This window comes from Streptomyces sp. NPDC051569, from assembly GCF_044454085.1.
Lineage (GTDB): Bacteria > Actinomycetota > Actinomycetes > Streptomycetales > Streptomycetaceae > Streptomyces.
The window spans coordinates 39,030-51,049 of the sequence record NZ_JBITDJ010000030.1; the positions used below are offsets into that span (position 1 = coordinate 39,030).

Consider the following 12,020-nt stretch of genomic DNA (forward strand, 5'->3'; position numbering starts at 1 on the left):
CGGCGCATCTCACCGGCGCCTGGCGCATCACACCGGGGCCTGGCGGCAGCGCCGCCGCCAGGCCCCGGTCCCCACCACCCCCAGGGGGCGGCACCGCCCGGCCTTCCGGTGCGGGTCGCCCCCTTGGGTCCCGGCCCCGCGGGCAGCGATACGAGAGCACACCAGCACCACCGTCCTGAGGAGATATCCATGACCACCTTCCACGAGCTGCCCTCGCTCTCGTCCGACAAGCCGCCGTCCCCGCTCCGGCTGAGCCCGCTGCTGCGCGACCTCCAGACCCGGGCCCCCATCTGCAAGGTGCGTACACCGGCCGGCGACGAGGGATGGCTGGTGACCCGGCACGCCGAGCTGAAGGAGCTGCTGCGCGACGAGCGGCTGGGGCGCGCCCACCGGACCCCGGCGACCGCGCCGCGCTATGTCCAGAACCCCTTCCTCGACATGCTCATCACCGACGACCCCGAGCAGGCGCGCGCGGTGCACGCCGAGATGCGGTCGCTGCTCACCCCGAACTTCTCGGCCCGGCGCGTCCTCGACCTGATGCCCAAGGTCGAGGCGATCGCCGAGGGCGTCTTCCGGAGCTTCGTCGCCCAGGGACCGCCCGCCGATCTGCACGGCCAGTTCTCCCTGCCGTTCTCCCTCTCCGTCCTGTGCGAACTCATCGGTGTCCCCGCCGAGGAGCAGGGCCGGCTCGTCGCGGCGCTCTCCCGGATGGGCGGACTCGACGACCCGGAGAGCGTGCAGGCGGGACAGCGGGAACTCTTCGGTCTCCTCGTGGAGCTGGCACGCCGCAAGCGGGCCGAGCCCGAGGACGACGTGATCTCACGGCTGTGCCTGAAGGAGCCCTCGGACGAGCGCATCGGACCGATCGCCGCCGGGCTGCTCTTCGCCGGGCTGGAGAGTGTCGCCAGCCATATCGACCTCGGTGTGGTGCTCTTCTCGCTCCACCCGGAGCAGCGGGACGCCGCGCTGGGCGACGAGAAGCTGATGGCGGGCGCCGTCGAGGAGATCCTGCGGTCGGCCAAGGCCGGCGGCTCGGTCCTGCCGCGCTACGCCACCGAGGACGTCGAGATCGGCGGCGTCACCATGCGCTCCGGTGACCTCGTGCTGCTGGACTTCACCCTCTCCAACTTCGACGAGCGGGTCATCAGCGACCCCGAGGTGTTCGACATCACCCGCTCGCCCAACACCCACCTGACCTTCGGCCACGGCATGTGGCACTGCATCGGGGCGCCGCTGGCCCGGATGCAGCTGAGGACGGCGTACACGCTGCTCTTCACCCGCCTGCCGGGCCTGCGTCCGACCCGCCCGGTCGAGGAGCTCCAGACGCTCGGCGGCCAGCTCTCCGGCGGTCTCACCGAACTGCCCGTCACCTGGTAGCCGCCGGCGGCGGGCCGGCGCCCCGCGGCGCCACGGGCTCGGCCCCCACCTCCGGGACGCTGTCGATCGCGTCCTCCGGGTGGGGGCCGAGCCCGTTCCTCGTGTCTGTGTCCGTGTCCGTGTGCCGGTCCTTCTCCGTGCCCTCCCGGTGTCCGGCCGCGAACGGCCGGACACCGGACTCATCCCTCGGTCACGCTGATCGCCTGGGACGGGCAGATCAGGCCCGCCTGCCGCGCCGCGTCCCGCGCGCTCTCGTCGGCCGGCTCGCCGAGGACGGTGACGATTCCGTCGTCGTCCTGGTCGAAGACGTCCGGGGCGGACAGTACGCACTGCCCCGCCCCGACGCAGCGCTCGGTGTCCACGCTGATGTGCACCATCGTTCCTCCGTCAATCGGTCGCGGTCCCGCTCGTCCCGGCCGCCGGCTCCTGTCCGCCGGCCGCCGGTCACCCTCACTGCCAGCGGACGGGCAGCTCGTGCAGCCCGTAGAGCACTCCGTCGTACTTCAGCGGCAGTTCCTCGACGGGCACCGCCAGTTCCAGGGTGGGGATCCGCTCGAACAGGGCCCGGTAGGCGATGTCCATCTCGACCCGGACCAGGTTCTGGCCGAGGCACTGGTGCACGCCGTACCCGAACGCCACGTGCGAGCGGGCGGACCGCCCGGGGTCGAACTCGTCGGGACGGTCGAAGACGGTCCCGTCGTGGTTGGCCGCCGCGACCAGCGGAATGATCCCCTCGCCCGCCTTGATGAGCTGCCCGCCGATCTCCACGTCCTCGACGGCCACCCGGAAGCACACCAGGTCGGCGACCGAGTAGTAGCGCAGCAGCTCCTCCACGGCCCGCTCGTCACCGATCCACCGCGGATTGCTCAGCAGCGTCACGACGCCGAGACCGATGTTGTTGGCCGTCGTCTCGTGTCCCGCGATCAGCAGCAGCATCGATACGCCGGACACCTCCTGCTTGGAGAGTGTTCCGCCGGCCATCAGCCGGCTGATCAGGTCGTCGCCCGGCCGCTTCTCCTTCACGGTGATCAGCCGGTTGAGGTAGCGCAGCAGGGCCTTGGAGGCGGCCGTCCGCTCCTCGTCCGTCGAGGTGAGGGTGACCAGCACGCGGGTCTTCGTCTCGAAGAAGTCCCGGTCCGCGTTGGGCACTCCGAGCAGGCTGGAGATGACCAGGGACGGGACGGAGAGCGCGAAGTCCGCGATCAGGTCCGCGGTGTTCCCGGCGGCGAGCATCGCGTCGATCCGCTCGTGGACGATCTGCTCGATGGCCGGCCGCATCTCCCGGACCCGGCGCACCGTGAACTCGGGGATGAGCGTCTTGCGGAACCGGCCGTGCTCCGGCGGGTCCAGCGCGACGAACCAGCCCGGCACCTCGTCCTGGGAGGGAACCCCACCGGTCTTCGCCGCCTTCGGGAAACCCGGGTGCGAGGGGTTGGAGCTGATCCGGGCGTCGGTGAGGACGGCGCGTACGTCGTCGTGCCGCGTCACCAGCCAGACCGGAACGCCGTTGGGCAGGGCCGACCGGACGAGACCGCCCTGCGCCCGGAAGTCCGTGTACTCCGGAGGCGGGAAGGGACGGCCGGGCGCGCGCAGCGGAAAGGCGACCGGGCAGGTCTGAGCTGTTGTCATATCGATTTCCCTGGGGGTCGGAAGGTCGGGCGCGATAGCGGGAGCGGGTGCCGCGGGACCGCGCGGGTCAGCCGGCGGCGTAGAACGCCCGGACCTTCTCCGTGATGAATTCCTGGTCGTCCTTGGTCAGTCCGGTATGGGTCGGCAGATAGAAGCCGTCCTCGGCGAAGCGATTCGCGTTCAGTGAGGGCCAGTCGGCGTCGAGATAGCCGGGCTGCCGGCTCATCGGCTTGAAGAACAGCCGCGTCTCGATGCCCTCGGCCGCCAGGAACGCGCGCAGCTCCTCCCGGCGTTCGGCGCGCACGTCGTACATCCACAGCACGTCGCGCGGCGGCATCAGGGTGATCCCGTCGATCCCGCGCAGACCCTCGTCGTAGCGCTGCTCGATCTCCCGGCGGGTCTCCAGGATCGCGTCCAGCTGCTCGGTCTGCGCCAGCGCGACGGCCGCCTGCATGCTCGTCATACGGAAGTTGTAGGCCAGCTTCTTGTGCAGGAAGCTGTGGTCCTTGGTGAACGCCATCGCGCGCAGATGGGCCATCTGCTCGGCGAGATGCCGGTCGTCGGTGACACAGATGCCGCCCTCGCCGGCGGTGATGATCTTGTTGGCGAAGAGTGAGAAGCAGGCGATGTCGGCGACCGGCTTCACGCCGTGCGCCTCGGCGGAGTCCTCCACGACCCGGAGGTTGTACTCGTAGGCGATGTCCATGATCTTGTCCATGTCGCACCGGCGCCCGTAGATGTGCACCGGCATGATCACCTTGGTCCTGGCGGTGATCTTCTCCTCGATGAGGGAGACATCGATGTTGAGATCGTCCCCGCAGTCCACGAAGACGGGGGTCGCGCCGGTGTACGTCACCGCCCAGGCGCTCGCGATCATCGTGAACTCGGGAACGATGACCTCGTCACCGGGGCCGACCCCGAGCGCGCGCAGGGCCAGGGTGAGCGCGGTCGTACCGGACGAACAGGCCACGCCGTGGGCGCTGCCGTTGTACCGGGCGAACTCCTCCTCGAAGCGGCGGACGTACGGCCCCTGCGAGGAGATCCAGCCGTCGCTGACGGCCTCGGTCACGTATTCCAGCTCGCGCCCGCCGAGCCAGGGCTTGGAGACGGGATGGGTGAATGACATGTGCGATGCCCCGATCGGTAAGGGAAAGCTCTCAGTTGACGAGGTGACGAGGTGACGAGGGTGCTGCTGGGTGACGAGGGTGCTGAGGGTTGACGGGGGTGCCGGCGGGCACTCAGCTGGTGGCGGCGAGTACCGGAAGGCCCTGGATCAGGTCGGCCGCCGAACTCCGGCCGCCCGCCGCGCGCAGCAGCTCCCCGAAATGCTCGGCGCGCTCGCGGAACGCGTCGTCGTCGAGGACCCGGGTGAGCTTGTCGTACACGTCGTCCGGGTCGACGGTCTCCGGACGGTCCAGGGTCAGACTGACCCCGAAGTCCTGGCCGCGGATCGCCTGGTCGTCGCAGTCCACCCAGAGCGGCCGCACCACCAGCGGCTTACCGAAGTACAGCCCCTCGTGGTAGCCGTTGCCGCCGGCGTGCGTGAAGAAGACCTTGACGTTCGGGTGGGCCAGCACGTCGAGCTGCGAGGGGACCCAGCTCTCGATCCGCAGATTGTCCGGCAGCTCCTCCGCCGGCGGCAGCAGCTCCTGCTGCTCCTTGGGCAGCTTCCACAGCACCTGGTGCTCGTCCGACAGCCGCCGCGTGACGTCCACCAGCGCGCCGACCTGCTCCCGGGTCAGCCGGGTGATCGTGCCGAACCCCATGTAGACGACGGACTTCTGGGCGGAGAGCCAGTCGGAGAGACCGTCGTCGTCCGGCGCCTGCGGCAGCGGCGGCACCATCGCGCCGACCAGGCGCAGCTTGTCCGGGACGGGGAACGGGTAGTCCAGCTCGGGCACCGAGTAGCACAGCACCATCTCGGCGTGGTCGATCCGGGCCATCATCGCGCGCGCCTCGGGCGCGATCCCCAGCTCGCCGCGGATCCGGTTGTCCACCTCGACCACCTTGCGCATCGAGGAGTTCATGAACATCCCCAGCGTCCGCAGCCGGAACAGGTGGTTCTCCACCCGCTGCGCGAAGGTCATCTCCCCCGGCAGGCCGGAGTGCGGGACCGGGAAGCCGGCCGGCGTGTACGACTTGGCGAACGGCACGTGCGAGGTGAGCACGTTGCTGGGCACGAACGGCACCCCCAGCACGAAGGGGATCTTCTTGGTGATCGCCAGTTCATAACCGAACTGGCACATCGACTCGATCACCATCAGCGCCGGTCGGACCTCGTCGACAATGGCCTCCAGCCGCCGGTATTTCTCGACCCGCGACTCGGGCGCGAACGAATGCTTGATCACCGCGCGGTGCGCCTTGAAACGTGACCGCTGGGTCACTTCGCGATACGTCTCGTCGTCCCAGGTGACGGCCGACATCTCGGACACGACATCGCCGAGTGAGGCGAACGTGACAGGCGTCTCCACCTTCGTCGCCTCGATATCGGAGCGGCCCTTTTCATCGGCCGCGAACCACAGATCTTCCACACCGCGCCGGGACAATTCCTCCGCCAGGACGAGCAGCGGGTTGAGCAGACCGCTTTCGGCATAACTGACGAACAGGATCGGCCGCCGATTCGAGTCCATGGACAACACCCTTCGGAAGTGGCAGTCCGATGGCTCGGTGCCACGAGTACACACACGGCCGGTCGCCGGGTGGCCGCGTTCATCGCCGTCTGGGCCTGTCTGCGCCTGTCCGTGCCGTACCGGATGCCGTCCGGGAGGGGACCGGCGCCGGCCGGCGCCGACGGGCACGCGGGCGATGAAGCGGGACAGTAACTTGGTCTCACGCCAGGCTCCGGAGAATCCCTAGTCTTCGCGCCCTCAGGGGCGTCGCGGAGCCGCGTTCACGCCGTGTACACACCGGCCGCGCAATGGCCATCGGGGCGGCCGGCGAATTCCTTAGGGAAAAGTACAGCCTTGCCGCCCATACGATCCGGCACGGAGAGGTGTCCTCGGTCCGACTTTCCCTAGGGGTGTGCAACGTCATGACGATGGGAGCCGACGAAGACCCGGTAGTGGTCGTCGGGATGGCATGCCGGTACCCGGGAGGCGTGCGTTCCCCGGAAGAGCTGTGGGATCTGGTCCGTGAGGGCCGCGACGCGATCGCCGGCTTCCCGGCGGACCGCGGCTGGGACCTGGACGCGCTCGCCGGCGACGGGCCGGGGCGCAGCGTCACCCGCGACGGCGGATTCCTTTACGAGGCACCCGACTTCGACGCCGGATTCTTCGGGATGTCGCCGCGCGAGGCCGTCTCCACCGACCCGCAGCAGCGCCTGGTGCTGGAGACCTCCTGGGAGGCGGTCGAACGGGCCGGCATCGACCCCCGGTCGCTGCACGGCAGCCGTACCGGAGTCTTCGTCGGCACCAACGGCCAGGACTACGCCACCGTCACCCAGCGCTCCCGCGAAGATCTGGCCGGCCACGCCATGACCGGGCTCTCGCCCAGCGTCGCGTCCGGCCGGCTCGCCTACACCCTCGGACTGGAGGGACCGGCGGTCACCGTCGACACCGCTTCCTCCTCCTCACTGGTGGCCCTGCACTGGGCCGCGCGCTCCCTGCGCGCGGGGGAGTGCTCGATGGCCCTGGCCGGCGGTGTCACGGTGATGTCCACCCCGGTCGGGTTCGTCGGCTACTCCCGGCAGGGCGGCCTCGCCCCCGACGGGCGCTGCAAGGTGTTCTCCGACGACGCGGACGGCACCGCCTGGGCGGAGGGCGTCGGCGTCGTGGTGCTGGAACGCCTCTCCGACGCGCGGGCCAACGGGCACACCGTCCTCGCCGTCATCCGGGGCAGCGCCACCAACCAGGACGGCGCGTCGAACGGGCTGACCTCACCGAGCGGCCCCGCCCAGGAACGCGTGATCCGCGCGGCGCTGGCCGACGCGGGACTCGCCCCGGCCGACGTCGACGCGGTCGAGGCGCACGGCACCGGCACCCGGCTCGGCGACCCGATCGAGGCGCAGGCGCTGCTCGCCACGTACGGGCAGGACCGCGACCCGGAGCGCCCGCTCCGGCTGGGCTCCCTCAAGTCGAACATCGGCCACGCGCAGGCGGCGGCCGGCGTCGGCGGCGTCATCAAGATGGTGATGGCCCTGCGCCACGAGCTGCTGCCCCGCACGCTGCACGTCGGCGAGCCCACCTCGCATGTGGACTGGCCCGCCGGCTCGGTGGAACTGCTGACGGAGCCGGCCCCCTGGCACGCCGACGGGCGCCCCCGCCGCGCCGGTATCTCGTCCTTCGGCATCAGCGGCACCAACGCGCATCTGATCATCGAGCAGGCGCCGCCCACCGACACTCCCGCGCGGGAGTTCGCCGGGGCGCCCGCCGTCGTGCCCTGGCTCGTCTCCGCCGCGACCGCGACGGCGCTCGACGCGCAGATCGCCCGCCTCACCTCCTTCGCGGCGGGCCACCCCGGCCTCAGCCCGGTGGACGTCGGCTTCTCCCTGGCGACCGGCCGCGCGGCGCTGCGGCACCGGGCGGTCCTGCTGCCCGACGGCCCGGACGGCGCGGAGTTCACCGAAGCGGTCCGCGGCGTGGCCGGTGACGCCACCACGGCCGTCCTCTTCCCGGGCCAGGGCAGCCAGCGGCTCGGTATGGGACGTGAACTGTACGAGCGCTTCCCGGCGTTCGCCGCCGCGCTGGACGCCGTGGGGTCCGCACTCGACCCGCACCTCGACCGCCCGCTGCGCGAGATCATGTGGGGCGACGAGCCGGACGAGCTGAACCGCACCGGCTGGACCCAGCCCGCGCTGTTCGCCGTCGAGGTGGCGCTGTTCCGCCTCGTGGAGTCACTGGGCGTCAAGCCGGACTTCGTGGGCGGCCACTCGGTCGGTGAGATCGCGGCCGCGCATGTGGCCGGGGTGTTCTCGCTGGCCGACGCCTGCCGTCTGGTCGCGGCGCGGGCGCGGCTGATGCAGGCGCTGCCGTCCGGCGGCGCGATGGTCGCCGTGCGGGCCGCCGAGGACGAGGTCCTCCCGCTGCTCGCCGGGCGCGAGGACCAGGTATCGGTCGCCGCCGTCAACGGCCCCACCTCCGTCGTCATCGCCGGCGAGGAGAACGCGGTCCAGGAGATCGCCGGGCACTTCACCGGCCAGGGCCGCAAGACGAACCGGCTGTCGGTCTCGCACGCCTTCCACTCCCCGCTGATGGACCCGATGCTCGACGACTTCCGGCGCGTCGTGGAGGACCTCACCTTCCACGAACCGGCCGTCCCCGTGGTGTCGAACCTGACCGGGCGGCTGGCCACCGGAGAACCGTCCGCCCCCCGGCCGACCACCCCCGAGTACTGGGTACGGCACGTACGGGAGACCGTCCGCTTCGCCGACGGGATCTCGGCACTCCTCGACGAGCACGTCGACATCCTGCTGGAACTCGGCCCGGGCAGCGTGCTCTCCGCGATGGCCAGGGAGAGCCTCGGCGACACGGAGCGGCCGGTCACCGTCGTACCCGCCCTGCGCAAGGACCGTACCGAGGAAACCGCCCTGGTCACCACGGTGGGCCGGCTGCACACCGCCGGAGTCCCGGTCGACTGGCGGGCCTTCTACGCGGACATCGCCGCCCGGCGCGTCGACCTGCCGACCTACGCCTTCCAGCACGAGCGCTACTGGCCGGCCCCGCCGCAGGACGGCACGGAAGGGCCCGGCGCGGGCGCCACCGGACACCCGCTGCTCGGCGCCACCCTGGAACTCGCCGACGGCGAGGGCCTGGTGTTCACCGGCAGGCTCTCGGCGCTCTCCCACCCCTGGCTCGCCGACCACGCGATCGCCGGACGGATCATGCTGCCCGGCGCCGCCTTCGTCGAACTGGCCATCCGGGCCGGCGACGAGGCCGGCTGCGACCGGGTCCAGGAACTGGTCCTCACCGAACCCCTCGTCCTGCCCGAGCGGGGCGCGGTACGGCTGCAACTGCGTCTCGGCGCGGCGGACGGTATCGGCTGGCGCACGGTCACGGTCCACTCCCGCCCCGAGGGCGCGGTGACCGAACCCTGGACCCAGCACGCGAGCGGTGTGCTGACCCCCGGCACGGCCGGCACCGACCCGGACACGGCGTTCGCCGCCGCCTGGCCACCGGCCGGCGCGGAGCCGGTGGACCTGGACGACCACTACGAGCGCCTCGCCGACCACGGCTTCGACTACGGCCCGCACTTCCAGGGCCTGCGCGCGGTGTGGCGGCGCGGCGAGGAGATCTTCGCCGAGGCCGCCCTGCCCGCCGGGGTCGCGGACGCGGAGACGTACGGCCTGCACCCCGCCCTGCTCGACGCGGCCAGGCACGCGGCCATGACCGGGGACGGGGGCCTTCCCGGCCTCCCGGCCAGCTGGCGCGGCGTGTCCCTGCACGCCTTCGGCGCCTCCGCCCTGCGCGTCCGGCTCGTCCCGGACCCCGACGGCGGGCTGTCGCTGACCGCCGCCGACGTGCACGGTGCGCCGGTGCTCTCCGCCGAGGGGCTGCGCGTACGGCCCCTGTCGGCCGAGGAGAAGGCCCCCGCCCCGCGCGAGCCGCGCCCCGACGACGGGGCACATCCGGCGGCCGCCGGAGCGCGCACCGTCCGGCCCCCGGCGGCCAGGCCGGACGTACCGGACGGTGCGGTGCCCACGCTGGTCAAGCGGCTGGAGACCATGCCGGAGAGCAAGCGGTCACGCTTCCTGCTCGACCTCGTACGGACCGAAGCCGCGGCGGTGCTCGGCCACGGTGGCCCGGACGCCGTCGGCGCCCGCCAGGTCTTCAAGGAAATGGGCTTCGACTCCCTCGCGGGCGTCGAACTCTGCGACCGCCTCAATGCCCTGACCGGCCGCCGGCTCCCCAGCACACTCGTCTTCAACTTCCCGACCCCGGTTCTCGTCGCCGAATACCTGGCGGCGGGTCTCACCGAACCGGTCACCGCCGCGACCGGCTCGGCGGGCGATGAACTCGCCAGGTTCGAAGCCCTCATGCAATCCGTATCGGCAGACGGTTTCGAACGCCAGGAGATCGCCGATCGCCTGGAGAAAATCGTCTCCACGCTCCGCCAGTCAACACCCCACGCAATGCACTCTTCTGACGAAGACATCGAAACGGTGTCGGTCGACAGGCTGCTCGACATCATTGATGAAGAGTTCGAAACCACATAAAGCATTGTTGCTTTCGTTCGCGACCCGATGATGATGAGGACGGACCGGTGCCAGAAGACCAGCAGGAAAAAGTCGTCGACTACTTGAGGCGGGTCACCTCGGACCTCCGCCGCGCGCGCCAGCGCATCGGCGAACTGGAACTCAAGAACAACGAGCCCATCGCCATCGTGGGAATGAGCTGCCGGCTGCCCGGCGGAGTCCGCTCCCCGGAGGCCCTGTGGGAGCTGGTGGAATCCGGTGGCGACGCCATATCGGGATTCCCGGCCGACCGCGGCTGGAACCTCGAAGCCCTCACCGGAGAAGGCGAGGGAAGCAGCGCGACGCACGACGGCGGATTCCTTTACGAGGCAGCCGAATTCGACGCCGATTTCTTCGGAATCTCCCCGCGCGAGGCCATTGCCATGGACCCCCAGCAGCGACTGCTGCTGGAGGTGTCCTGGGAGGCCCTGGAAAGGTCCGGGATCGCCCCGCACTCGCTGCGCGGCAGCCAGGCCGGTGTGTTCGTCGGCGCCTACCACTGGGGACAGCCGTCGGCCGCCGCCGCGGGAGAACTCCAGGGCCACGCCCTGACCGGAACCGCCGCCAGCGTGCTGTCGGGCCGGCTCGCCTACACCCTCGGGCTCGAAGGCCCCGCCATCACGGTGGACACGGCCTGTTCCTCCTCGCTGGTCGCGCTGCACGTGGCGGCGCAGTCGCTGCGCAACGGCGAGTCCTCGCTCGCCGTCATCGGCGGCGTCACGATCCTGAGCGAGCCCTCGGTCTTCGTCGAATTCAGCAAGCAGGGCGGACTCGCCCCCGACGGCCGCTGCAAGGCCTTCTCCGACGACGCGGACGGCACCGGCTGGTCCGAAGGCGTCGGCGTACTCGTCGCGGAGCGCCTGTCCGACGCGCGGCGCAACGGGCACCCGGTCCTCGCCGTGCTGCGCGGCTCCGCCGTCAACCAGGACGGCGCGTCCAACGGCCTCACCGCCCCCAACGGCCCCTCCCAGGAGCGCGTGGTCCGGCAGGTCCTCGCGCAGGCCGGGCTGACCACCGCCGATGTGGACGCGGTGGAGGCGCACGGCACCGGTACGAAGCTCGGTGACCCGATCGAGGCGCAGGCGCTGCTGGCGACGTACGGGCAGGACCGTGACCCGGAGCGCCCGCTGTGGCTGGGCTCCCTCAAGTCGAACATCGGCCACACCCAGGCCGCCGCCGGCGTCGCCGGTGTCATCAAGATGGTGATGGCGCTGCGCCACGGCGTGCTGCCCCGGACGCTGCACGCGGACACTCCGTCGTCGCACGTCGACTGGGCCTCGGGCGCGGTGCGTCTGCTGTCCGAGGCGGTGGAGTGGCCGGAGACGGGCCGGCCGCGCCGGGCCGCCGTGTCGTCGTTCGGCATCAGCGGCACCAACGCGCACGCCCTGCTGGAGCAGGCGCCGGTCGCCGGGGAACCGGAGGAGGCCGAGCAGACCGCCCCGGAACCGGGCACGCTGAGCGCGGTGCCGTGGGTCGTGTCGGGCCGGAGCGGCCCCGCCGTACGCGATCAGGCCGCGGCGCTCGTATCGCGGGTGGAGAGCGGCGATCCGGAGACCGGCTCCGCGCCGCGCCCGCTCGACGTCGGGTTCTCGCTGGTCTCGTCGCGCTCGGTCTTCGAGCAGCGGTCCGTCGTGATCGGCGCCGACCAGGACGAACTCCTCACCGGAGCACGTGCGCTGGCAGCGGGGGAGTCCTCGGCCGGCCTCGTCGAAGGGGTGGCCGATGTGGACGGGAAGACGGTGTTCGTCTTTCCGGGTCAGGGTTCGCAGTGGGTCGGGATGGGTGCGCGGCTGCTGGACGAGTCGCCGGTGTTCGCGGAGCGGGTCGGTGAGTGTGCGGCCGCGTT

7 protein-coding genes are annotated in these 12,020 nt (G+C 71.3%); 3 read left to right on the top strand and 4 right to left on the bottom strand.

Going from position 1 to position 12,020, the window contains the following annotated elements; all coding sequences use genetic code 11:
- Positions 1-189: 189 nt before the first annotated feature.
- Positions 190-1,377, top strand: a complete 1,188-nt coding sequence (locus tag ACIBAE_RS27895; protein ID WP_399290602.1) for a cytochrome P450 — start codon at positions 190-192, stop codon at positions 1,375-1,377.
- A gap of 179 nt (positions 1,378-1,556) precedes the next feature.
- On the opposite strand, the gene ACIBAE_RS27900 is transcribed toward ACIBAE_RS27895, so the two are convergent.
- From ACIBAE_RS27900 to ACIBAE_RS27915, 4 genes are all read right to left on the bottom strand, one after another.
- Positions 1,557-1,751 (bottom strand): ferredoxin, encoded by a 195-nt coding sequence (locus ACIBAE_RS27900; protein ID WP_399290622.1) that lies wholly within the window; start codon positions 1,749-1,751, stop codon positions 1,557-1,559.
- Between the two features lie 76 nt (positions 1,752-1,827).
- Positions 1,828-3,006, bottom strand: coding sequence for a cytochrome P450 (locus tag ACIBAE_RS27905; RefSeq protein WP_399290604.1), 1,179 nt, complete (start codon positions 3,004-3,006; stop codon positions 1,828-1,830).
- A gap of 67 nt (positions 3,007-3,073) precedes the next feature.
- Positions 3,074-4,132: a DegT/DnrJ/EryC1/StrS family aminotransferase gene (locus ACIBAE_RS27910; RefSeq protein WP_399290607.1), complete on the bottom strand. Its 1,059-nt coding sequence runs from the start codon at positions 4,130-4,132 to the stop codon at positions 3,074-3,076.
- A gap of 112 nt (positions 4,133-4,244) precedes the next feature.
- Positions 4,245-5,636 (bottom strand): glycosyltransferase, encoded by a 1,392-nt coding sequence (locus ACIBAE_RS27915; protein ID WP_399290610.1) that lies wholly within the window; start codon positions 5,634-5,636, stop codon positions 4,245-4,247.
- Between the two features lie 389 nt (positions 5,637-6,025).
- On the opposite strand from ACIBAE_RS27915, the gene ACIBAE_RS27920 reads away from it, so the two are divergent.
- Entirely contained in the window at positions 6,026-10,156 is a 4,131-nt protein-coding gene (locus ACIBAE_RS27920) for a type I polyketide synthase (protein WP_399290613.1), read from the top strand.
- 47 nt (positions 10,157-10,203) lie between these two features.
- Positions 10,204-12,020 (top strand): type I polyketide synthase (locus ACIBAE_RS27925; RefSeq protein ID WP_399290616.1); only part of this gene is annotated, 1,817 nt, incomplete at its 3' end.

Bases quoted from the DNA above. Each gene is read 5' to 3' on its own strand.
- ACIBAE_RS27910 (WP_399290607.1), bottom strand. From the start codon at position 4,132: ATGTCATTCACCCATCCCGTCTCCAAGCCCTGGCTCGGCGGGCGCGAG.
- ACIBAE_RS27895 (WP_399290602.1), top strand. From the start codon at position 190: ATGACCACCTTCCACGAGCTGCCCTCGCTCTCGTCCGACAAGCCGCCG.
- ACIBAE_RS27905 (WP_399290604.1), bottom strand. From the start codon at position 3,006: ATGACAACAGCTCAGACCTGCCCGGTCGCCTTTCCGCTGCGCGCGCCC.
- ACIBAE_RS27915 (WP_399290610.1), bottom strand. From the start codon at position 5,636: ATGGACTCGAATCGGCGGCCGATCCTGTTCGTCAGTTATGCCGAAAGC.